We start from the raw sequence: 21,440 nt of genomic DNA, 5'->3' as shown, positions 1-21,440 counted from the left end.
CCACTGCCGACGACCTTGATATAGGCCAACAAATTGCCGATTTCCCTGCCCCCGCACTGGTGATGGTCACGGCTTTGTCGATAATGTGGCAACCTAAGCAGGGGATGGCTACACTAACGCCCCTTTTTGCCAACGCAGACCGAATATAAGGACATTGGCGTCATGCTGTTCCATGGACTGGCTTTCAAACCCTGGCGGATCTGGACCCGCCGTCCGCTCTGGTTGAAGACCCTGCTCGGCATGCTGACGGGGATCGGGCTCGGCGCCGCTTTCAGCGAACAGGCATTGCTGCTCAAACCCATTGGCGTGCTGTTCGTCAACACCATCCAGATGCTGATGGTGCCTCTCATCTTCTGTTCGGTCATCGCCGGCCTCACTTCGCTGCTCAAGGGCAAGGCCCTAGACCGCATCGCCGGCAAGGCCATCGGCCTCTACCTCTGTTCCACCGCCGTCGCCATCTGCATCGGCCTGATGATGGGCTGGCTGCTGGAACCCGGCATGGGTGCCAATATGGGGCCCTATGAGCGGGTCGGCATGGCGGAGTCCCCCACCCTGGCCAGCGTGCTGAGCCACCTGGTGCCGCGCAACCCGGTGCAGGCCATGGTGGACGGCAAGATCCTGCAGGTGATCGTGTTCGCGGTGGCCCTTGCCCTCGCCCTCAACGCCACCGGTCGACGCGGCCGCCCCGCCATCCTCTTCTTCACCTCGCTGGCGGAGGGGATGTTCAAGCTGACCCAGATGGTGATGGCACTGGCCCCTTACGGCGTCTGTGCCCTGATGGCCTGGATGACCGGCAAGTACGGCATGAGCCTGCTGCTGCCGCTGCTCAAGGTGATCGGCGCCGTCTACCTCGGCTGCCTGCTGCACGTGCTCGGCGTCTACAGCAGCCTGCTGATCCTGCTGGCCCGCCTCAATCCGCTGCACTACTTCAAGAGCATCGTCGATGCCCAGGCGGTGGCCTTCACCAGCAGCTCCAGCAACAGCACCCTGCCCATCAGCCTGGCTTGTGCCGAGCGCCGGCTCGGGGTCTCCCCCGCCATCACAGCCAAGGTGTTGCCCATCGGCGCCACCATCAACATGGACGGTACCGCCCTCTATCAGGGGGTGACCGCCCTGTTCGTGGCTCAGGCCTTCGGGGTGGATCTGCACCTGGTGGATTACCTGACCATCATCAGTATTGCCACCCTGGCCAGCATCGGCACGGCGGGCACGCCGGGCACCGGCCTGATGCTGCTGACGCTGACCCTGACCGCGGTGGGACTGCCGCTGGAGGGGGTGGCACTGATCGCCGGGATCGACCGGATCCTCGACATGGCGCGCACCACGGTCAACGTCTCCGGCGATATTCTGGTTTCCGTATTGATTGCCCGCAGCGAGCGGGAGCTGGATCTGACGACCTATCACGACGCCAGCGCGGGGGAGGACATCGACTTCACCCTGCGCTGAGGCAGGGCGAGCGATTAATTTTCGTGGGGATCGTGGTGACAGCGCCAGCAGACATCGAAGTTGGCGCCGTTCTCCTCCCCGCACTGACCGCACAGCCAGCCGTTGCCCTGACGCTGCTGATAGCGTTCGATGACCCGTCCCGCCTTGCTGCGATCCTGCTCGCGCACCATCAGGGTCACCTGCAGCATGTCCACCGGCAGTTCGCCCAGGGCGCCCGACAGCGCCTCGCCATTGAGCCGCACCGGCACTCCTTCCACTTCCAGCGCCCCTTTCAGGGCGTGGGCCTCCAGCGAATGGGAAGCCCGATACAGATTGATCCAGTGATCCATGTCTTCCCCCTCAGATCCCCCACGATGCCGTTACCACGGCACCGACTCTGGCCGGCTACAGCAAGGTGTCTATGCCGTAGTCGGCCCCCTTGGCCACGATGAAATCGATGAACACCCGCAATTTTCGCGGCATCAGCCGCCGCTCCGGAAACAGCAGGTAAATGGGTACCCTGGGCTGCTGCCACTCGGGCAGCACGGACACCAAGGTCCCGCTCGCCAGCTCCTCGTGGCAGAGCATGGCGGGCAGAGAGGCGAGCCCCAACCCGGCCTTCGCCGCCTCTCGGGCACAGGTTATATTATTAACCCGAAAGCGGGAGGGAGGGTCAACCAGCACCTCCTTGTCATCCCGCTCGAAACACCAGTGCGAGGCCAGAAAGCCGCTGGTCACCGCCACCCGCTCATGTTGCACCAGATCCTCGGGATGAGTGATGGCGGGGCTGCGCGCCAGGTACGCCGGGCTGGCACAAATCAGGCGGGCATTGCTCCACAGCCGCCGTGCTGCCAGGTTCGAGTCGCTCATGTCGCCGATCCGCACGATCGCATCCAGCCCCTCGTTGATGGGATCCACGATGCGATTGGTCAGCTCCAGCTCCACCTGCAGACCGGGATAGGCCTGCAGAAACTCCGCCACCAGTCGCCCTACCACCAGCTGCCCTGCCTCGATGGGCACCGCCAGTTTGAGGGTGCCGGTCACCTCCTGCTGGCTGGCGCTCACCATCAGCTCGGCCTGGGCCAGCTCGTCCACCGCCTTGCTGCAGCGCAGATAGTACTGCTCGCCCGCCTCGGTCAGGGTGAGCTGGCGGGTCGAGCGGTAGAGCAGCCGCACGCCGAGGCGCTGCTCCAGCTCGGCGATGCGCCGACTCACCGTCGCCTTGGTCATGCCCAGCTCCTGGGCGGCCGCCGTGAAGGAACCCTTGTCGACGATCCGCACTAGAATCAATGCAGCGTTCAGATCCATTGTTGCACCAGTGAAACTGTATATCTCATAAATGGATACTAATCGAAACAGTTGGCCAGTGTTAGCCTGCCTCTCTTAAGTTCAGGAATCCCCCACATGAGTCAACACAAGAAGATCCCCCTGCTGGCCGCCATGATACTGGCCCTGCTCGGCCTGCTGTTTGCCGGTTACTGGTATCTGCACGGCCGCTACTTCGAGAGCACCGACAACGCCTACCTGCAAAGCGAGGTGACCGGCATCGGCTCCAAGCTCTCCGGCTACATCAGCGAAGTGCTGGTGACCGACAACCAGCCGGTGAAGGCCGGCCAGCTCATCGCCCGCCTCGACGACCGGGAGTACAAGACTAAGGTGGCCGAGGCCGAGGCCGACCTGCGCCTCAACCAGGCGACGGCGGAAAATCTCGCCGCCACCCGCACCCAGCAGCTGAGCCTCATTCGCCAGGCCGAAGCCAAGGTCAGCTCGGCCAATGCCGAACAGGTTCGGGCCCAGCAGCAGGTGCGCCGCGTCAGCCAGCTCAACCAGCGCCACTACAGCTCCCAGGACAGCCTGGACGAGGTACGCGCTGGTTTGCAGGTCAATCAGGCCCAGGAACAGGAGGCCAAAGCGGCCCTGCAGGCCGCCCGCGAGCGGCTGCTGGTGCTGGATGCCGAGGCCAAGCAGAACCAGGCCAAGCTGGCATTGAGTGCCGCCCAGCTGGAACAGGCCAAGCTGGAGCTTGCCTATACCGAGCTGCGGGCACCGGCCGACGGCATCATTGGCAAGCGCAGTCTGCGGGCGGGGCTCTACGTCCAGTCCGGCATGCAGGTGGCCAGCCTGGTGCCGCTGCAGCAGGTGTGGGTCGAGGCCAACTTCAAGGAGACCCAGCTGCTCCACATGCAGCCCGGCCAGAAGGTGGAGGTGATCCTGGATGCCTATCCGGATCAGCCGGTCGAGGGGATCATCGACAGCCTGGCACCGGCCACCGGTGCCAAGTTCGCCCTGCTGCCGCCGGAGAACGCCACCGGCAACTTCACCAAGATCGTGCAACGGGTACCGGTCAAGATCCGCATTCCGGATCCGGGCGCCCTGGCAGGCAAGCTGTTGCCTGGCCTCTCCACCGAGGTGATCGTCGACACCCGCAGCCCTGATCCCGTGGTCGCCGCCAACTGATGGACGCCATACCACGCCGCAACTGGATCGCGGTCATGGGGGGCCTCATCGGCGCCTTCATGGCCATCCTCGACATCCAGATCACCAACGCCTCCCTGAAGGACATTCAGGGGGCCCTGTCGGCCACCCTGAGCGAGAGCTCCTGGATCTCCACCTCCTATCTGGTGGCAGAGATGATCGCCATCCCGCTGAGCGGCTGGCTGAGCCGGGGGCTGAGCGTGCGGCGCTACCTGCTGTGGACCACAGGCGCCTTCATCATCGCCTCCGTGCTCTGCTCGTTCAGCTGGAACCTCACCAGCATGATCGTCTTTCGGGCGCTGCAGGGCTTCACCGGCGGGGCGCTGATCCCCATGGCCTTCTCCCTCATCGTCAGCCTGCTGCCGCTGCACAAGCGAGCCACCGGCATGGCACTGTTCGGCCTGTGCGCCACCTTCGCCCCCGCCATCGGCCCGACCCTGGGCGGCTGGCTGACCGAGCAGATGTCCTGGCACTACATCTTCTACCTGAACGTGCCGCCGGGACTGCTGGTGATGGCCATGCTGGCCCACGGGCTGGACAAGAAGCCGGTGGACTGGGAGGTGATCAAGCGGGTGGATCTCATCGGCATCCTTACCATGGCGGTGGGGCTTGGCCTGTTGGAAGTGGTGCTGGAAGAGGGCAACCGGGAGGACTGGTTCGGTTCCAGCTTCATCGTGCGGCTCACCGTCATCTCGGTGGTGGCGCTGGTGTTCTTCGTCATCAGCCAGCTGCTGCGCCGCCACCCCTTGGTCAACCTGCGGCTGCTGCACAACCCGCGCTTCGCGCTGGCCTGCTTCGCCTACCTGGTGCTCGGCATGGCGTTGATGGGCTCCATCTATGTGCTGCCGCTCTACATGACCCAGATCCACAACTACAACGCACTGGAAATCGGCGAGGTGCTGATGTGGATGGGACTGCCCCAGCTGCTGGTACTGCCACTGGTGCCCAAATTGACCCACAAGATAGATCCGCGCTATCTGGTGAGCTTCGGCTTTCTGGTGTTCGCCGTCAGCTGCTTCATGAACATGAACATGAGCGCGGACTACGCCGGGCCCCAGCTGATCCAGTCGCTCATCGTGCGGGCGCTGGGCCAGCCCTTCATCATGGTGCCGCTCTCCCTGGTGGCGACCGCCAGCCTGACGCCGGACGAAATCCCCTCCTCCTCCACCCTGCTCAACGTGCTGCGCAACCTGGGGGGGGCCTTCGGCATCGCCATCATAGCGACCCTGATCGACAACGATACCCGCACCCATGTCAGCCAGATCGGCAGTACCCTGGCCGCCACCAGCATAGAGGGACAGGCCTATCTGCTGCAGCTGGCCCAGAACATGATGGCCCAGGGCTCCGGCCCCGAGCTGGCCCGTCTGCAGGCTCAGGCCATGCTGTCGAACACCATCAGCCGCGAGGCGGCCATCATGGCCTACAATCAGGTGTTCTTCGTGATGGGTATCTTCCTGCTGATCGCCAGCGCCCTGATGCTGCTGCTCAAGCAGCCGGCCCCGAGGGCGCCGGATGCCGAACCGGTCGAGGCGTGAAAGAGTGGGAAGGGAGTAGCAAAACGGGCCGGCAGGCCCGTTTTTTATTGCGGCCCGCCGGTCAACCCGCCAACGAGGCGGCGATCAGGAACTGGGCGGCGAAGTAGCTGCTCATCACCCAGGCGGTGGCATGGGGGAAGGGGCGACGGAAGCGATCCAGCGCCAGCATGCTGTCGGAGAAGAGGAACATCAGCGCCCCCACCAGGGCGGCGGCGCTGCCGGCGGTGAGGGAGGCATGCCAGGCACCGGCGGCCACCCAGGCCATGCCGATGATCACCAGCATGTAGCAGAAGACGGGGATCTTCATCTCCCCGAGCTTGCCCCACAACAGGCCGAACACCATGCCGGCCACCAGCAGCAACAGCAGGCCATCCACCAGGTTCAGCACCAGCGGCCCCTGGGCGAAACCGACGATGTAGCAGAGGTGCGCGACAAGAAATGCCGCCAGCCCCTGGATGAAGCGGTCGCTCGGCAGCATCAGCAGCACGTCGCCGGCCAGCGACAGGCAGAGACCGAGCAGGATCCAGGCGTGGGAGCCGTCGTGGTCATAGCCCTGATAGCCGAACGCCAGCGCTATGATGAGCAGCATGGTCAGCGGCTTGCTGATGTAGAACTGACGGGAGTCTGAGCCGTAGGCCGCACGAATGTGCCACCAGCCCGATGCGATGATCAAGAAACTCAATAACATGCCCTGCTCCTCACGTGTCGCTCGCAGTCATACGGCAACATCTTCTTGCTGACAGGGAGAGTAACAAATTCCCCCGGCCAGTGGCAGAGGCGCTCAGCAAACGAGCACTCTACGCCTAAAGTCTAATTGTCCCGCACTCCCGGTTCGGGCATAAGGAACGGGTTCGGAGGATCACCATGGAAGAAGCAATGAGAAACTATCTGCCCGCCATCGACATCATGATGTGCCACTTGGGAATCAGCTTTGAGCAGGCCTGCGAACAGCTGGGATTGAGCCAGGTGGAGCAACAGACCCTGAGCCTGCTGCAAGAGCAGGATCCGCAAGAATAAGCCTTCCCGGTATCAGACATCATGATGTGTCACTTGGGAATCAGCTTTGAGCAGGCCTGCGAGCAGCTGGGATTGAGCCAGGTGGAGCAACAGACCCTGAGCCTGCTGCAGGAGCAGGATCCACAGGATTGAACCCCACACGGGGTAAATAAAAACGGCGCCATCGTGGCGCCGTTTTTATTGGGTGCGGGATCAGCGTGCCTGACGGCGCCGCTGCAGCCAGATCACGGCGCCGAACAGCAGGAAGCCCGGCAGCCACATCAGCTCCTTGGGCCAGCGCTCGGTGGGCGCCTTGACGCTCAGGATCTGCTGGTCCATCTCCAGCCCCAGCTCGGCGGCCTGGCTGCCGAAGGTGACGCTGTCGATCAGGATCTTGCCGTCCTGCTCATAGGTCTGGATCCCCAGCTTGGCCAGACGATCCTCACCGCTCGCGCCATCCGGCACCGGCAGCAGCACGGTGAAGCGGCGCAGCTTGCCCACCGCATCTTCCCCTTCCATCCGCAGGCGCAGGGTGCTCTCGGCCTCCACCTGGCCCATGGTCTGGGCCAGCTCGGCTGGCGCGGCGTCGCGATACGGGTCGTGCAGCATGTCCATCCAGAAGCCGGGACGGAACAGGGTGAAGGCCACCAGCAGCAGCAGCACGCTCTCGTACCAGCGGCTCTTCACCAGGAAGTAGCCCTGGGTGGCGGCGGCGAAGATCAGCATGGCGATGGTGGCCACGATGAAGATCAGCACGCCGTGGGCGAAGTCCACGTTGATGAGCAGCAGGTCGGTGTTGAAGATGAACAGGAACGGCAGTGCCGCGGTGCGCAGGCTGTAGTAGAACGCCGTGATCCCGGTCTTGATGGGGTCGCCCTTGGAGACGGCAGCCGCGGCGAACGAGGCCAGCCCCACCGGCGGGGTCACATCGGCCATGATGCCGAAGTAGAAGACGAACAGGTGCACGGCGATGAGCGGCACGATGAGGCCGTTCTGCTGCCCCAGGGTGACGATTACCGGCGCCAGCAGGCTCGACACCACTATGTAGTTGGCGGTGGTGGGCAAGCCCATGCCGAGGATCAGGCTCAGCAGGGCGGTCAGCAGCAGCATCAGCAGCAGGTTGCCCATGGAGAGGAACTCCACCAGATCCGCCAGCACCAGGCCGACGCCGGTCTGGGAGACGGCCCCGACTATGATGCCGGCAGTGGCGGTGGCGATGCCGATGCCGATCATGTTGCGGGCACCGGCGATCAGCCCCTCGCGCAGATCCACCACGCCGTCGGTGAAGCTGCCGTAGTCATGCTTGCCATCGGTGCGCAGCCAGTTCAGCAGCGGGCGCTGGGTCAGCAGTATGATGATCAGCATCACCGAGCCCCAGAAGGCCGACAGGCCCGGGGAGAGTCGCTCCACCATCAGACACCACACCAGTACCACCACCGGCAGCAGGAAGTGCAGGCCGGAGAGCAGCACGGCGCGGGTTTCCGGCAGCTCGTCCAGCGGCTTGTCCGGATCTTCCGACGGCAACGGCTCGTTGCTGGCGGCGATCTTCAGCAGTCCCAGGTAGGCGGCGGCCAGCAGCACGCTGATCCCCGGCAGGGCGTAGTCGCCCAGCGCCGGCTTGAGCCAGCCCAGGCCATAGTAGACCGCCATGGAGAGGCCGCTGATGAGAGCGGCACCGAAGGCGAAGCCGGTCAGGCGGCGCAGCCAGGGCCGCGGCTGACGGTTGCCGATGGGCTGCATGCCGAGCTTGAGCGCCTCGAGGTGCACTATGTAGAGCAGCGCGATGTAGGAGATGGCCGCCGGCAGGAAGGCGTGCTTGATGATCTCGACGTAGGGGATGCCAACGTACTCCACCATCAGGAAGGCGGCGGCTCCCATGACCGGGGGCATGATCTGGCCGTTGACCGAGGAGGCCACTTCCACCGCGCCGGCCTTCTCCTTGGAGAAGCCGACCCGTTTCATCATGGGGATGGTGAAGGTGCCCGTGGTCACCACGTTGGCGATGGAGGAGCCGGAGATGACGCCGGTTAGGGCCGAGGCCACCACGGCTGCCTTGGCCGGGCCGCCGCGCAGGTGGCCGAGCAGGCTGAAGGCGAGCTGGATGAAGTAGTGGCCAGCACCGGCACGCTCGAGCAGGGCGCCAAACAGCACGAACAGAAAGACGAAGCTGGTGGAGACCCCGAGGGCGATGCCGAACACCCCTTCGGTGGTGATCCACTGGTGGTTGGCCAGCGCATGCAGGCTCACCCCGCGGTGGGCCAGCAGGGAGGGCATCCAGGGACCGGCCAGGCTGTAGGCCAGGAAGACGATGGCGATCACCGCCAGGGCCGGGCCGAGGGCACGGCGGGCGGCTTCCAGCAGCAGCGGAATGCCGATACAGGCGACCACGAAGTCCATGGTGGTCAGGTTGCCGGGGCGCTGGGCCAGCTGCTCATACATGATGAACAGGTAGCTGGCGACGGCGGCGCCGATGAGGCCAAGGGCGATGTCACCGAGCGGCACGCGGTCGCGCGGCGAGCTGCGCATGGCCGGGAACACCAGATAGGCGAGCAGGATGGCGAAAGCCAGGTGAATCGAGCGTGTTTCAGTGTCGTTGAGAACACCGATGCCGAGAGAGAACGGCAGCGGCGAAGCGATCCAGAGCTGGAACAGGGACCAGATCAGCGCAAGACCCGCGATGATCCAGCTCATGGTGCCCACCGGCAGGCGGGCTCCCACATCCTGGGCGATCAGCTCCTCGGCCGAGAGCGCCTCTTGTTGTTGTGTTTGCTGCATAGTGTGGCTCTGTTGGTACTGCAATAAATGAGACTCGCCCCCCCGAGGGAGGAGCGAGTCTGGGGCACATCCGAAACCGCAACCGGATTACATCCAGCCACGTTCCTTGTAGTAGCGCACCGCGCCTTCATGCAGCGGGGCGGAGAGACCCACCTTGATCATGTCGGCTTCCTTCAGGTCGGCGAAAGCCGGGTGCAGGCGCTTGAAGCGATCCAGGTTGTCGAACACGGACTTGACCAGCTGGTAGACCACTTCCGGATCGGCCTTGGCGCTGGTGGAGAGTACGGCCTTGCCACCGATGGACGGGGTCGGGTTCGGGCTGCCCTTGTACAGACCACCCGGGATCTCGGCCTTGCTGTAGTAGCTCTTCTCGGCCAGCAGCTTGTCGATCTCGGGGCCGGTCACCGGCACCAGCACGGTGTCGGTGGTAGTGGAGGCTTCCTGGATAGCGCCGTTGGGGTGACCGACGAAGTAGCTCATGGCGTCGATGTTGTTGTCACCCAGGGCAGAGGCCTGCTCGGCGGGTTTGAGCTCGGAGACCAGACTGAACACAGACTTGTCCCAGCCCTTGACGGCCATGATCTCTTCGAAGGTGTCGCGCTGGCCGGAGCCCGGGTTGCCGATGTTGACGCGCTTGCCCTTCAGATCGTCGAAGCCGGCAATCTTGGCGTCCTTGCGGGCCAGGATGGTGAACACTTCGCTCTGCAGGGAGAAGACGGCGCGGATGTCATCCATCGGACCCTCGGCCTTGAACGGCTCGACGCCCTTCATCGCCTTGTACTGGTGGTCGGACTGCATGATGCCGAAGTTGAACTCGCCGGAGCGGATGCCGTTGACGTTGGCAACACCGCCGCCACTGGCCGGGGCGTTGCACTTGATCTGGTGATCGGCGGCGCCGCGGTTGAGGAAGCGACAGATGGACTGGCCCGCCACGTAGTAGACACCGGTCTGACCGCCGGTGCCTATGGTCACGAAGCGCTCCTGCGCCTGTACCGGACCACCAAACGAGACACCGACCAGAGCTGCCGACAAGGCACACGCCAGGGATAATCCTTTCATGTTGTTCATCCTTTTTGATTGATTCAGCTCGCCCGTTCCACGGGCGAATGCAAGACAAACCGCCGTGCTGCGTCGGCGGTCGTCCGTGACCTCGCGATGAGGAAATGGGTGAACGACCAGCGTTCCCCAAAAAGCCACCAGCATCCTGTGGTGAGACAGTCGGCTTCATGCCAACCAGAGATAATTGGCACCGAGGGGGCCAATTAAAGAGTTATAACGGCATCGATTAAGCACACGGCGCCAACATAAATCAAACAAAAACACAAAATGAAGGATATCGGTCGCCAGAAATTTGAAGCCGATCATTAATTTGCCGATCGAAGATTAATTGGTTGTGCTACCGGACAGCAGGCGGGAAGAGGGAAAGGAGATTCTTTTGCAGCCCTTGTCTGGCAAGGGCTGCAACCTTGGTGACTTATGCTTTTGGCTTGGCCAGATCCAGGATAAACGCAAACTCCAGCGCGATATCCTCGTAGGCCTTGAAGCGGCCCGACTTGCCGCCGTGGCCGGCGTCCATGTCGGTACTCAGCAACAACTTGTTATCATCCGTCTTCAGCTCCCGCAGCTTGGCCACCCACTTGGCCGGCTCCCAATACTGCACCTGGGAATCGTGCAGGCCTGTGGTGACCAGCAGATTCGGGTAGGCCTGCGCCTTGACCTGATCGTAGGGGCTGTAGGCCTTCATGTAGTCGTAGTAGCGCTTCTGGTTCGGATTGCCCCACTCGTCGTACTCACCGGTAGTGAGGGGGATGGACTCGTCCAGCATGGTGGTGACCACGTCGACGAAGGGCACCTGGGCCACCACGCCGCGATAGAGCTGGGGCGCCTGGTTGATGACGGCCCCCATCAGCAGGCCGCCGGCGCTGCCGCCCATGGCGTAGACCTGATCCCTGGCACCATAACCCTGCGCCACCAGCGCTTCGGTCACGTCGATGAAGTCGTTGAAGGTGTTCTGCTTCTTCAGCAGCTTGCCATCCTCATACCAGTGGCGGCCCAGCTCCTCGCCACCACGAATGTGGGCGATGGCGTAGACGAAGCCGCGGTCCAGCAGGCTCAGCCTGGCGCTGCTGAAGTCCGGATCCATGCTGGCGCCGTAGGAGCCATAGCCGTAGACCAGCAGCGGATTGGTGCCTGCGCCGGTCCCCTCTTTCTTGAACTGGTCCTTGCGATAGACCAGCGACACCGGCACGGCCACGCCGTCACGGGCAGTGATCCAGAGCCGCTCGCTGGCATATTGATCGGCCTTGAAACCCGCCACCGGCTGCTGCTTGAGCAGGGTGCGCTTGCCGCTGTTCAGGTCGAGCTCGTAGGTGGAAGACGGCGTGGTCATGGAGGAGTAGCCATAGCGCAGGGCGCTGGTGTCCGGCTCCGGGTTGTAGGCAAGCCAGGTGACATAGGCGGGATCGTCGAAGGCGATCTCCTTCTGCTCGCCGCTCTGCCAGTTGACCTGGCGCAGCCGGGTCAGCCCCTGACTGCGCTCCTCCAGCACCAGCCACTCCTTGAACAGGGCATAGCTCTCCAGCAGTACATCCGGATTGGGGGCGATCACCGCCTTCCAGCGCTCCACCGGGCTCTCTTTGGTCTCGTAGAGGCCGAAGTTCTTGCCGTCCTTGTTGGAGCGCACATAGAAGCGGCCGCGGTAGTGATCCAGGCTGTACTCGTGATCCACCTGGCGCGGCAGGAACAGCCGCGGCGCCTGGGTCGGCACGTTGGCATCGATGAGGCGCGCCTCGCCGGTAGTGGTGCTGGAGAGGGCGATGACGATGAAATCTTCCGAGGTGGTGGCATAGAGGCTCACATAGAAGGTGTCGTCCTTCTCCTCGTAGACCAGGGTGTCCTTGGCGGGATCCGTACCCAGCTCGTGACGATAGACCTGGTAGGGCAGCAGGGTCTTGGGGTGCTTGCGCACGTAGAACACCGTCTTGCTGTCGTTGGCCCACACCAGATTGCCGGAGGTGTTCGGAAGCGTGTCGGCGGCCCACTTGCCGCTCTCCAGATCGAAGAACTGGATCTGGTACTGGCGGCGGGAGAGGAAATCTTCCGCCACCGCCAGCCAGCGGTTGTTGCGGCTCACCTCAAGCGCCCCCAGAGCGTAGAACTCGTGGCCCTCGGCGCGCTGGTTGCCGTCCAGCAGCAGGCTTGTAGCCTCTTCACCAATTTTGCTACGTGAATAGATGGCGTACTCCTTGCCCGGCTCGTAGCGGGTCTGGTAGCGATAGCCGTTCTTCACATAAGGCACCGACTCGTCCTGCTGGGGAATGCGGGCCACCATCTCCTGATAGAGCTGGTCGCGCAGCGGCTTGACCGGTTTGAGCATGGCGTCGGTGTAGGCGTTTTCGGCCTCCAGGTAGGCCAGCACCTCGGGTTTCTGGCGCTCGTCATCGCGCAGCCAGTAGTAGTTGTCGACCCGGGTATCCCCGTGTTTTTTCAGGGTATGGGGGTGTTTGGCGGCCACGGGAGGCTGGATCTGGGTGTCGCGTGTGGGCATGGCGGACTCATCATTGGCATATGAACAGGGAACGGCGGCCAGGCAAGCCAGCAGCAGAAGCCCTCGGGAAAAGGTGAACATGTCGCATCCTTTGCGCTTTAAAAGGGTTGGCGGACCTGAGCCTTGGCTCCTTGGACAGGGGACCAATCTGCCCCTTGTCGCCTTCAGTTGCAAGTTCTCCCGCGCCGGGATGTAAAAGGGCCGCCATCTCGCGATGGCGGCCCCCATACCTGACCGTGAGCGACACGGGCTCGCTCAGGTGTGCCTCACATGATGGAAGCGTGTCCGCTCACAGCCAGCCTTCATCAGCCGGGGTAGCTCGACCAGACCCTGGTCGCGCCCTCATTGCTGATGCTCAGCACCTGATAGGGCTGACCCGGAATATCCATACCCGGCGCACTCTGGGGCATGCCCGGAATGGTCAGGCCGCGGATCGCCGGTTTTTCCTTGAGCAGTTTCTGCACATCGGCGGCGGGCACGTGTCCCTCGATCACATAGCCGTTGACCACGCCGGTGTGGCAGGAGGCCAGCTGCGGAGTGATACCGTACTGCTGTTTGACCGGTGCAAGCTGTTCGGTTTCGATGACCTCGAGCTCGAAGCCATTCTCTTCCATGTGCTTGTTCCAGGCCTGGCAGCAGCCGCAGTACTTGGATTTGTAGACGGTCATCTTCTCGGCCGCGAGAGCAGAAAAGCTGACGGTACCGGCCAGCACGGCCAGTAGCAGGGATTTGTACATAACTCACCTCAGATTGAATGAAACATGCCCGGAAACGGGGGTCAGATTCAAGCCAGGGTGCGGGGAGGACGCTCCAGCCGGTCGGTCGGGACATCCGGCATGAACTGGGAAGGGGAGATGAAATCCGGGGCGTCGGGCTCCAGCATGGCAACCGTCAGGCTGTCACTGCTGAGTACCGTCATGGCGAGCGCCGAGGTGAAGCTGCCGCAGGGCATGGCCTTCTCCAGGGTGCGTTCGCTCTGGCTGCAATGAGGCGTCAGGGTACAGAGATCGGTCGCCGCCCGGCTGCCAAACGACATCAGCACCATCAGCAGACTCCACAGGGGGAGCCAGCGGCGGGCGCGAGCGAGTTGGCGACGGGTCAGAACCATGAGACGACTCATTGACGAAAGGTGGCCTATGGTAACCCCTGGCCCAGGGGGAGGGTCAAGCCCTCCCCCTCTTCCAGTCAGCCTCCATCAAGGTTGCTGACGGGTGGCCGCCAACACGATCTCGCGCACGCAGACATTGGCCGGCTGGTTCCATGCATAGAGCACTGCCTCGGCGATCACCTCGGGCGCAATGACGCCGCCCATCTGATCCTTCCAGTCGTGGTAGCCGGCCTTGATGCTCTCGTCCGTGGTGTGGCTGAGCAGCTCGGTCTCCACCGCGCCTGGGGCTATGGTCACCATCCGCACGCCGACATCGGCCACCTCTTCCCGGATGTTTTCGGTCAGGGCGTGTACCGCGAACTTGGTGGCGCAGTAGGCGGCATGGTTCGGGAAGGTCTTGCGACCGGCGATGGAGCTGATGTTGATGATGGTGCCGCTGCGGCGCGCCTTCATCCCGGCCAGCACGGCGTGAACACCGTTCAACACCCCCATCACGTTGATGTTGAGCATCTGCTGCCACTCGGCCGGATCCTGCACGTCGGCCTGGCCCAGCAGCATGACGCCGGCATTGTTGACCAGGCAGCCGACCGGACCGAATTGCGCCTCGGCCTGCTGGATGGCGGCTTTCATGGCGGCGGTGTCGGTCACGTCGACCCCGATGCAGAGGGTATCGGGCAGGCCCAGCGCCTGCATGGGCTCGACCCGGCGGGCCAGCAACAGCAGCGGATGGCCGGCGGCCGAGAAGGCGCGGGCGATGGCGGCACCGATCCCGGCGGAGGCACCGGTGATCACGACGAGAGGCTTGGACATGATGTTTTCCTTCTGATTCAAGAGTCGGTTTGAGCAAACAAGCGGCTGGCCAGCACGGAACGGGATCACTATAGTCACTGCATCCATCAGTGATAAATATTGTTTTCCGCTGGTTATCATCTGAAAAAACTATGGTTGGGCTTATGCTGGATCTGAGACTGCTGCGCTTCTTCATCGCCATCTATGAAGAGAAGAACATCACGGCGGCGGCCGAACGCTGCCACGTCAGCCAGCCCTCCCTCTCGGCGGGGCTGCGCCAGCTGGAAGAGACCCTGGGTGACAGCCTGTTCATCCGGGGCAAGAAGGGGGTGGCGGCCAGGGATCAGGCCCATTACCTCTATCCCCACGCGGTCAAGCTGGTGGAAGAGGCGCGCCGGCTGCCGGCGCTGTTTCGCCAGAAGGCGACGCGTGCGCGGCTCAACATGGCCATCATGCCGGACCTGAGCCGGCGGCGGGTGGCGGGATTGCTGCAGCAGGTGCAGGCGGTACTGCCCGAGCTGGATCTCACCCTCTCCGATTACGGGACGCCTGCCGACTGTCGGCTGACTCTGGATGCTCTGCGCCGGGAGGACGAAATCTTCCTGCCGCTGTGGGAGGAGGATTATGTCTTGTGCGTGCGCCGCGACCATCCCCTCGCCAGCCGCCAGCAACTCGAGTTGGCCGAGCTGCAACATTATGATTTTATTGAGTGCCCTCCCTGCGAAGCCCATCAGCAAACCATAGGCCTGCTGGCCTGTGACCGGCTCACCCTCAATCTGGTGGCCAAGGCCGAGAGCAAGGGGCTGGTGATGGCGCTGGTGCTGGCCGGGGTCGGCATCAGCTTTCTGCCGGACGGACTGGTGGAGGACGAAGCGGGTCTGTGTACCGTGCCGGTGCGCGGACCACGGATGTTCCGGCGCATCGGCCTCTGCTATCCCGCCCACCAGACCCTCAATCCGGCGCTGCGCGAGCTGATCCCGGAGCTGGCGGGCCACGGCGCTTCTTGTTAACGTCGCTGCGCAATGCATCTTTTGCCGGCATCCACTCCTCTTCAGGTCAGGACCCCATGAAACGCATTCTGGTCATCTTCTCACACCCGGCGCTGCAGAGCTCCCGGGCCAACAAGCAGCTGCTGCAGGCCATCGACGGGCTGGAGGGCATCACCCTGCACGACCTCTATCTGCACTACCCGGACATGTTCATCAACGTGAAGCGGGAGCAGGCCCTGCTCTCTGAACACGACATCATCGTCTTCCAGCACCCCTTCTACTGGTACTCCTGCCCCGCCATCATGAAGGAGTGGATGGATCTGGTGCTGGAGTACGGCTACGCCTATGGCCCGGAAGCCCACGCCCTCAACGGCAAGCAGTGGCTGTCGGCCATCACCACCGGCGGTGCCCCCGAATCCTACTGCAGCGCCGGCTACAACCAGCGCCCGCTGCTCGACTTCCTGCTCCCCTTTCAGCAGACGGCCCAGCTGTGCGGCATGAGCTGGCTGCCCCCGTTCGTGCTGCACTCCTTTCACAAGATCCGGGACCCGGAGGCGCTGCGCCGCTGCGGCCAAGACTATCGCCAGTTGCTGTGCGCCCTGCGCGACGAGCAGCTGACCCCGGAACAACTCGGCGGCAGCCCCTATCTGCGCGATCTGCTGGAGGTACTCCCATGACCCGAACTCGCTCCGGGCGCCAGCCCGGCCTGCCTTCATCGGCCTCCACCACGGCGCGGAGGATCCGCTGATGGGACACGGTTTGCTGTTCGATGCCTTCATCTACCTCTCCGCCGCGGTGATCGCGGTACCGCTGGCCAAGCGCTGGGGGCTGGGATCCGTGCTCGGCTACCTGCTGGCGGGGATCATCATAGGCCCCTTCCTGCTGGGGCTGGTGGGTGAGCAAAAAGATGTGATGCACTTCGCCGAGTTCGGGGTGGTGCTGATGCTGTTTCTGGTCGGGCTGGAGCTCAGGCCGGCGCTGCTGTGGCAGCTGAAGGGGCCCATTCTCGGCACCGGCGGACTGCAAGTGCTGCTCACCACGGCAGCCCTGACCGGCGTGGCCCACCTCATTGGCCTGCCCTGGCAACAGGGGCTGGCCATCGGCCTCATCCTGGCGCTCTCCTCCACCGCCATCGTGCTGCAGAGCCTGCAGGAGCGCAAACTGATGCAGAGCGAGAGCGGCCGCTCCGCCTTCGCCGTGCTGCTGTTCCAGGACATCGCCGTCATCCCCATCCTGGCGATCCTGCCGCTGCTGGCCATCGCGCCGGTGGCCAGCAGCGGCAGCTCGGAGCTGGCCGGCTGGCAACACGGCCTGCTGGTGGTGGCCGCCATCTCCGGCATAGTGCTGGGGGGTCATTACCTGATGCGCCCGGTGTTTCGCGCCATCGCCCAGTCCCACATGCGGGAGATCTTCGTCGCCGCCGCCCTGCTGCTGGTGATCGCCATCGCCGTGCTGATGGAATCGGTCGGCCTCTCCCCCGCTCTCGGCTCCTTCCTCGCCGGCGTGGTGCTGGCGGACAGCGAATATCGCCACGAGCTGGAGGCGGACATAGAGCCGTTCAAGGGGCTGCTGCTCGGCCTCTTCTTCATGTCGGTCGGCGCCGGCATCAACTTCGGGCTATTTGCCGAACATCCGCTGCTGATCCCGGCCCTGGTGGTCGGCCTGATGCTGCTCAAGTGGCTGGTGTTGATGGCGCTCGGCTTCATCATCCGCATCTCGCCGAGCCAGCGCTGGACCTTCGGGTTGGCGCTGGCCCAGGGGGGGGAGTTCGCCTTCGTACTGTTCTCGTTCGCCGCTCAGAACAGGGTATTGCCGGGGGATACCATCGCCCTGCTGACTCTGGTGGTGGCGCTCTCCATGGCGCTGACGCCGCTGCTGCTGATACTCAACGATAGGGTGATCCAGCCCTGGTTCGACTACCGCAACCAGAGCGAGGTCCCGCAGCACGAACAGCCGGAGCTGGTGGAGCACCCGGTGATCATCGCTGGCTTCGGCCGCTTCGGTCAGATAGTGGGTCGTTTGCTGCACGGTCACGGCATAGGTACCACCATCCTCGAGCAGGATGCCAGCCAGATCGAGATGCTGCGCAAGTATGGCTATCAGGTGTTCTACGGGGATGCCAGCCGGCTCGACCTGCTGCACGCCGCCGGTGCCCACAAGGCCAAATTGCTGGTGCTCTCCATCAACGACCCTGCGACTTCACTCGAAGTGATTGAAATGGTGAAGAAACACTTCCCGCACCTTAAGATACTGGCGCGAGCCCAGGATCGTCCCCACGCTCACGAGATCCTGCGCCAGGGCGTGGGCAGCGTGTATCGGGAAACCCTGGGTTCCGCCGTGGATCTGGGGGTGGAAGCCCTGACCCAGCTCGGTTTTCGGGCCAACCAGGCCTGGCGGGCCGGGCAGACCTTCAAGCAGCACGACAACTGGCTGCTGCGGGAGCAGGTCAACTACCTGGACGACGAACACACCTATATCAACAAGAGCCTGCAATACCGGGACATCCTCTCCGATCTGCTGCAAGACGATCAGGAAGGACAGGAGCGCATTCACGCCCACAACTGGAACAGCGGTCTGCCCGACAACGACAAGGAAGCAATATGATTGCCTATTACCCCCTGCTCAAACAACTGCACATGACGCTGGCGCTGGTCAGCGTGCTGCTGTTCCTCTATCGCTGGCTGCTGGCCCTGGGGGGCAGTGCCCGCCTGCAGCAGAAGTGGCTGAAGATCCTGCCCCATGTCAACGACACCTTCCTGTTGTTGTTCGGGGTAGTGCTGGCGGTGACCCTGCAGATGAGCCCGGGTCAGCAGCCCTGGCTGATGGCCAAGCTGATCGCGCTGGTGGTTTACATCGGCCTCGGCGTCATGGCGCTCAAGCGCCCTGCGCGCAGTCAGAAGCTGGTGGCCGGCCTCGCGGCCCTGGCGGTATTCGGCTACATGGTGGGCGCCGCCATCACCAAGTCGGCCTGGTCCTGGCTGGCCTGATCCGACAGCAAAAATCCCCGCCCGGTGGAGGAGAGTCCTCTCCTCCACATCATATTCTGCGCTTACCCATCATTTCTGTTTTTTCTTCTATGCCAAATCCGTAAGACAGCACTTTCATTTGGCGAATTTTCATCATTTTTTAGCCTCAATTGCTGCCAGAAAAGAGAGCGTTCTCTTTTATGATCATGTAGTTAGCTTGGTTTGTATGAAAATGGCGACAGTTGTCGCAGCAAAACTTGCGACATAGACTGTCGCAAGGCATGGCTAGGATACACTCAACGCTAAACCAGTGAAGGCATGCACCATGAGTAAGAAGCTGTTACGACAACTGACCTTGGCGCGTTGCATCCCGCACCGCCCTTACAAGCTGACCGCCAGCCAACTCCAGGTAAAACTGGAAGAAGAAGGCATTCATGTCAGTCTGCGTACCGTGCAACGGGACCTGGAAGAGATGTCCGGCATGGGGTTGTTCGATCTCACCTCGGATGAACGCAGCAAACCACACGGCTGGTGCTTCGAGCGCCATGGCCTCAACGATTTTGCCAACATCATGCCGCTGTCGCTGGCAGTGGCGCTGAAAACCTGGAGCGACCAGGCCAGCCAGCTGCTGCCCGCCAGTGTCCTGACCGAATTGAACCCGCTGGTCGACAAGGCCAGCCAGGTGATCCGTGACAGCCAGAGCGAACTGGCGGAACGCTGGCTCGAGAGCGTGCACCAGTCACCGCGTCCGTTTGCCGGCAACCCGGAGATCCGCCGCAGCACCCTGATCCGCGATGCTCTGTGGCGTGGCCGCAAGTTCAGCGCCGAGATCCAGCGTGTCATCAAGGAGCGCACCGTGTGGCTCTGCTATGACCGCATCAATCCGCTCGGCATTCTGAACCAGGCAGAGGGGCCGACCCTGCTCTGCACTCTGTCCGAGCTGGATCCCAAGGTCTACGGCATCCCGTTCGACCACATCAAGAACGTGGAGCTGACCAACTTCAGCGCGACCCAGCCGAAGGATTTCAATATCCAGAAACTGATCCGCGATCAGGGGTACCAGGATGTCAGCGGGCCGATCCGCTTCGTCGGTCGCATCGATGCCAACTGCCCGACCCTGGTCGACGGCCAGATCCCCGGCCACAACCCGCGCATGACTCGCTACGACAAGCGCAGCGTGGTGGTGGAAACCGAGGTGCAGGACACTCCGGAGTTCCGTACCTGGCTCAACAACATGAGCGGGAACTTGGAAGTGCTGGCGCCAGAGTCCTTGCGCAAGGCATATCCGACACCGGGTAGCCGCGTCAGCTGACACCTTCTCAAAAAGCCGGGCCAAGCCCGGCTTTTTGTATTCTTTTTGAGCATATTTATTCAACTAATTTTTAAGCCTTACCCTCCGAATTGAGCCTGTTTTTACCATCGTTTTCGCCCTGTTTTTGCGTGTGAGAGATCAGCCATCGCCGCTGTAAGAGGCCACTGTGTCGAACCGTACGCGAAGCCATCTTTGAATCCTTATGATTTCCTGCGAAACAAACTAACACCATGATTAATATGAATTTATTATCAAAACCATGATCGTTTAAGCGTTCCTATCACACCGACAACGCCAACTCCTCCCTTGTTCCGCCCTCTGGTTCCCTTAATATGAGTCTCACAAGGACGAAGCTGATTCGGCAGGATGCAGAAACAGCGCATAAGCAGGGAATAAACCACAGGACGTGGGCAGGGAACACCTCAGGATGAGGCCGATAGCCAGGATGGTTATCAAAGGGAATACAGGACACCGCGGGACGTGGTTGAGGACACCTAGGGATGAGGCAGAGCAGCAGGATTGTTGCTCTTCAGGACGAACAGGAACCTCGCCGGAGGCGAGCAGGACAGCTTCAGGATGAAGCGAGATAACCCGGATGGTTATCTGTCAGGATGACGTAAGGAACACCACGGGATGTGGTAACGGACACCTCCAGGATGGAGAGAGTGCAGCAATCAGGATCGATTGCCAGGCTAGGATGGCCACAGGACACCTCAACGGATTGGGAAGGGGATATTCCGAAGGATCAGGATAAAGTCAGGGATTGCAGGGAGCGTTGCAGTTCAGGGACTGGACGAAATGACTCGAGGGGACGGCAGCTGCCGTCCCCTTTTCTTTTTGCGCTTTTTATTAGAAACAACCCAATCACATCACTCACGCTGCAGATGCTGTGCATGCCACGTCCCTGCGCTTGTTCCTGCTGCTCGTCACTCTCGCCCATACCTTGGCTGTGTCTTTCGACAAGACCTCTCTCAAGGCCTGAAAGAAGCGCCGAGACATTCAAGCTGCACTTCGCCGTATGAGTACGGAGCACAGAGGCGCTCTGCAGTCTTCCAGGACACTCAGTGGAGTGTCGTTCTCCCCTAATATCATTGCAGGCAAGAGAGACAAAGATAGCAGCTGATCCAGCAGGGTCCGGGAGATCACATCAATATCCCTGCCCACCAGAAGCACAGGGTCGAGTGGCTCCATCCCGACATGACCACCGTCTGGCTCTGCGTGTTTTACTGAGTCGCGTGAGGAAAAAGAGGCAACTCGGGAAAATGAGGACGGTGTCGGAAACGAAAAAAAGCCCAGTCTTTCGACTGGGCTTCTTAAGTAGTGGCGGAGCGGACGGGACTCGAACCCGCGACCCCCGGCGTGACAGGCCGGTATTCTAACCGACTGAACTACCGCTCCGCATTCGGTTAGCTTTCGCTAAATCTTTTGCCGCTTATTCTGAGGTGTCATCCTCGCAGCCGGTCATGTCTTTCACATCACCGTTTAATTGGGTGCCTGGCAGTATCCTACTCTCGCATGGCGAA

At 62.4% G+C, this 21,440-nt stretch carries 18 protein-coding genes, 1 tRNA gene and 1 pseudogene; 10 read left to right on the top strand and 10 right to left on the bottom strand.

Going from position 1 to position 21,440, the window contains the following annotated elements; genetic code table 11:
- Positions 1-162: 162 nt before the first annotated feature.
- A complete protein-coding gene (locus BN1143_RS00295) occupies positions 163-1,446 on the top strand; it encodes a dicarboxylate/amino acid:cation symporter (protein ID WP_042049218.1) in 1,284 nt (427 codons plus the stop codon).
- A 14-nt stretch (positions 1,447-1,460) separates the two neighbouring features.
- Here the strand turns inward: BN1143_RS00295 and BN1143_RS00290 are convergent, their stop codons facing one another.
- Positions 1,461-1,775: a putative signal transducing protein gene (locus tag BN1143_RS00290; RefSeq protein ID WP_005308027.1), complete on the bottom strand. Its 315-nt coding sequence runs from the start codon at positions 1,773-1,775 to the stop codon at positions 1,461-1,463.
- 55 nt (positions 1,776-1,830) lie between these two features.
- A complete protein-coding gene (locus BN1143_RS00285) occupies positions 1,831-2,733 on the bottom strand; it encodes a LysR family transcriptional regulator (RefSeq protein WP_005308024.1) in 903 nt (300 codons plus the stop codon).
- Positions 2,734-2,829: 96 nt separating this feature from the next.
- Between BN1143_RS00285 and BN1143_RS00280 the strand changes: the two genes are divergently transcribed.
- Positions 2,830-3,882 (top strand): HlyD family secretion protein, encoded by a 1,053-nt coding sequence (locus BN1143_RS00280; RefSeq protein ID WP_005308022.1) that lies wholly within the window; start codon positions 2,830-2,832, stop codon positions 3,880-3,882.
- The gene (locus BN1143_RS00275; RefSeq protein ID WP_042049217.1) at positions 3,882-5,435 is read left to right on the top strand and encodes a DHA2 family efflux MFS transporter permease subunit; all 1,554 of its coding nucleotides are present in this window, start codon (positions 3,882-3,884) and stop codon (positions 5,433-5,435) included. Before BN1143_RS00280 ends, BN1143_RS00275 begins: the two co-directional genes overlap by 1 nt.
- Positions 5,436-5,496: 61 nt before the next feature.
- Here the strand turns inward: BN1143_RS00275 and BN1143_RS00270 are convergent, their stop codons facing one another.
- Positions 5,497-6,123, bottom strand: a complete 627-nt coding sequence (locus BN1143_RS00270; RefSeq protein ID WP_005308018.1) for a lysoplasmalogenase — start codon at positions 6,121-6,123, stop codon at positions 5,497-5,499.
- Positions 6,124-6,311: 188 nt separating this feature from the next.
- Between BN1143_RS00270 and BN1143_RS21585 the strand changes: the two genes are divergently transcribed.
- Positions 6,312-6,452 (top strand): hypothetical protein, encoded by a 141-nt coding sequence (locus BN1143_RS21585; protein ID WP_010635406.1) that lies wholly within the window; start codon positions 6,312-6,314, stop codon positions 6,450-6,452.
- Positions 6,453-6,644: 192 nt separating this feature from the next.
- Here BN1143_RS21585 and BN1143_RS00265 read toward each other — a convergent pair whose 3' ends face one another.
- The 6 genes from BN1143_RS00265 to BN1143_RS00240 form a co-directional block, all read right to left on the bottom strand.
- Positions 6,645-9,206, bottom strand: coding sequence for a TRAP transporter permease (locus BN1143_RS00265; RefSeq protein ID WP_042049216.1), 2,562 nt, complete (start codon positions 9,204-9,206; stop codon positions 6,645-6,647).
- An 87-nt stretch (positions 9,207-9,293) separates the two neighbouring features.
- On the bottom strand, positions 9,294-10,265 hold the full coding sequence (locus tag BN1143_RS00260) for a TAXI family TRAP transporter solute-binding subunit (RefSeq protein ID WP_010635409.1): 972 nt from the start codon (positions 10,263-10,265) through the stop codon (positions 9,294-9,296).
- 415 nt (positions 10,266-10,680) lie between these two features.
- Positions 10,681-12,834 carry a S9 family peptidase gene (locus BN1143_RS00255; protein WP_026141204.1) on the bottom strand — a complete coding sequence of 718 codons (2,154 nt, stop codon included), beginning with the start codon at positions 12,832-12,834 and terminating at the stop codon, positions 10,681-10,683.
- Between the two features lie 224 nt (positions 12,835-13,058).
- Positions 13,059-13,490, bottom strand: coding sequence for a DUF411 domain-containing protein (locus tag BN1143_RS00250; protein WP_005308011.1), 432 nt, complete (start codon positions 13,488-13,490; stop codon positions 13,059-13,061).
- A 47-nt stretch (positions 13,491-13,537) separates the two neighbouring features.
- Positions 13,538-13,861 (bottom strand): hypothetical protein, encoded by a 324-nt coding sequence (locus BN1143_RS00245; RefSeq protein ID WP_005308010.1) that lies wholly within the window; start codon positions 13,859-13,861, stop codon positions 13,538-13,540.
- A gap of 87 nt (positions 13,862-13,948) precedes the next feature.
- The gene (locus BN1143_RS00240; protein ID WP_042049215.1) at positions 13,949-14,671 is read right to left on the bottom strand and encodes an SDR family oxidoreductase; all 723 of its coding nucleotides are present in this window, start codon (positions 14,669-14,671) and stop codon (positions 13,949-13,951) included.
- Positions 14,672-14,814: 143 nt separating this feature from the next.
- On the opposite strand from BN1143_RS00240, the gene BN1143_RS00235 reads away from it, so the two are divergent.
- The 6 genes and pseudogenes from BN1143_RS00235 to BN1143_RS22875 all read left to right on the top strand — a co-directional run.
- Complete coding sequence (locus BN1143_RS00235; protein WP_042049214.1) at positions 14,815-15,660, top strand: LysR family transcriptional regulator; 846 nt, start codon at positions 14,815-14,817, stop codon at positions 15,658-15,660.
- Positions 15,661-15,716: 56 nt separating this feature from the next.
- Positions 15,717-16,316, top strand: a complete 600-nt coding sequence (locus tag BN1143_RS00230; protein WP_005308007.1) for an NAD(P)H-dependent oxidoreductase — start codon at positions 15,717-15,719, stop codon at positions 16,314-16,316.
- Positions 16,317-16,386: 70 nt separating this feature from the next.
- Complete coding sequence (locus tag BN1143_RS00225) at positions 16,387-18,243, top strand: monovalent cation:proton antiporter-2 (CPA2) family protein (protein WP_005308005.1); 1,857 nt, start codon at positions 16,387-16,389, stop codon at positions 18,241-18,243.
- Positions 18,240-18,626 (top strand): SirB2 family protein, encoded by a 387-nt coding sequence (locus tag BN1143_RS00220; RefSeq protein WP_042049212.1) that lies wholly within the window; start codon positions 18,240-18,242, stop codon positions 18,624-18,626. The genes BN1143_RS00225 and BN1143_RS00220 overlap by 4 nt, the downstream gene beginning before the upstream one ends.
- Positions 18,627-18,930: 304 nt before the next feature.
- Positions 18,931-19,917, top strand: a complete 987-nt coding sequence (locus BN1143_RS00215) for a helix-turn-helix transcriptional regulator (protein ID WP_005308002.1) — start codon at positions 18,931-18,933, stop codon at positions 19,915-19,917.
- A gap of 1,116 nt (positions 19,918-21,033) precedes the next feature.
- A pseudogene (locus BN1143_RS22875) lies at positions 21,034-21,147 on the top strand (cupin domain-containing protein); the annotation flags it as partial.
- 91 nt (positions 21,148-21,238) lie between these two features.
- On the opposite strand, the gene BN1143_RS00210 reads toward BN1143_RS22875, so the two are convergent.
- Positions 21,239-21,315 (bottom strand) — tRNA-Asp (locus BN1143_RS00210).
- Positions 21,316-21,440 lie beyond the last annotated feature (125 nt).

Source organism: Aeromonas dhakensis, assembly GCF_000820305.1.
Taxonomy (GTDB): Bacteria; Pseudomonadota; Gammaproteobacteria; order Enterobacterales; family Aeromonadaceae; genus Aeromonas; species Aeromonas dhakensis.
This window is presented reverse-complemented; position numbering and strand designations above follow the sequence as displayed.

What these genes read in the sequence shown, in the direction of transcription:
- BN1143_RS00295 (WP_042049218.1), top strand. Translation starts at nt 163, where the DNA reads ATGCTGTTCCATGGACTGGCTTTCAAACCCTGGCGGATCTGGACCCGC.
- BN1143_RS00290 (WP_005308027.1), bottom strand. Translation starts at nt 1,775, where the DNA reads ATGGATCACTGGATCAATCTGTATCGGGCTTCCCATTCGCTGGAGGCC.
- BN1143_RS00285 (WP_005308024.1), bottom strand. Translation starts at nt 2,733, where the DNA reads ATGGATCTGAACGCTGCATTGATTCTAGTGCGGATCGTCGACAAGGGT.
- BN1143_RS00280 (WP_005308022.1), top strand. Translation starts at nt 2,830, where the DNA reads ATGAGTCAACACAAGAAGATCCCCCTGCTGGCCGCCATGATACTGGCC.
- BN1143_RS00275 (WP_042049217.1), top strand. Translation starts at nt 3,882, where the DNA reads ATGGACGCCATACCACGCCGCAACTGGATCGCGGTCATGGGGGGCCTC.
- BN1143_RS00270 (WP_005308018.1), bottom strand. Translation starts at nt 6,123, where the DNA reads ATGTTATTGAGTTTCTTGATCATCGCATCGGGCTGGTGGCACATTCGT.
- BN1143_RS21585 (WP_010635406.1), top strand. Translation starts at nt 6,312, where the DNA reads ATGAGAAACTATCTGCCCGCCATCGACATCATGATGTGCCACTTGGGA.
- BN1143_RS00265 (WP_042049216.1), bottom strand. Translation starts at nt 9,206, where the DNA reads ATGCAGCAAACACAACAACAAGAGGCGCTCTCGGCCGAGGAGCTGATC.
- BN1143_RS00260 (WP_010635409.1), bottom strand. Translation starts at nt 10,265, where the DNA reads ATGAAAGGATTATCCCTGGCGTGTGCCTTGTCGGCAGCTCTGGTCGGT.
- BN1143_RS00255 (WP_026141204.1), bottom strand. Translation starts at nt 12,834, where the DNA reads ATGTTCACCTTTTCCCGAGGGCTTCTGCTGCTGGCTTGCCTGGCCGCC.
- BN1143_RS00250 (WP_005308011.1), bottom strand. Translation starts at nt 13,490, where the DNA reads ATGTACAAATCCCTGCTACTGGCCGTGCTGGCCGGTACCGTCAGCTTT.
- BN1143_RS00245 (WP_005308010.1), bottom strand. Translation starts at nt 13,861, where the DNA reads ATGGTTCTGACCCGTCGCCAACTCGCTCGCGCCCGCCGCTGGCTCCCC.
- BN1143_RS00240 (WP_042049215.1), bottom strand. Translation starts at nt 14,671, where the DNA reads ATGTCCAAGCCTCTCGTCGTGATCACCGGTGCCTCCGCCGGGATCGGT.
- BN1143_RS00235 (WP_042049214.1), top strand. Translation starts at nt 14,815, where the DNA reads ATGCTGGATCTGAGACTGCTGCGCTTCTTCATCGCCATCTATGAAGAG.
- BN1143_RS00230 (WP_005308007.1), top strand. Translation starts at nt 15,717, where the DNA reads ATGAAACGCATTCTGGTCATCTTCTCACACCCGGCGCTGCAGAGCTCC.
- BN1143_RS00225 (WP_005308005.1), top strand. Translation starts at nt 16,387, where the DNA reads ATGGGACACGGTTTGCTGTTCGATGCCTTCATCTACCTCTCCGCCGCG.
- BN1143_RS00220 (WP_042049212.1), top strand. Translation starts at nt 18,240, where the DNA reads ATGATTGCCTATTACCCCCTGCTCAAACAACTGCACATGACGCTGGCG.
- BN1143_RS00215 (WP_005308002.1), top strand. Translation starts at nt 18,931, where the DNA reads ATGAGTAAGAAGCTGTTACGACAACTGACCTTGGCGCGTTGCATCCCG.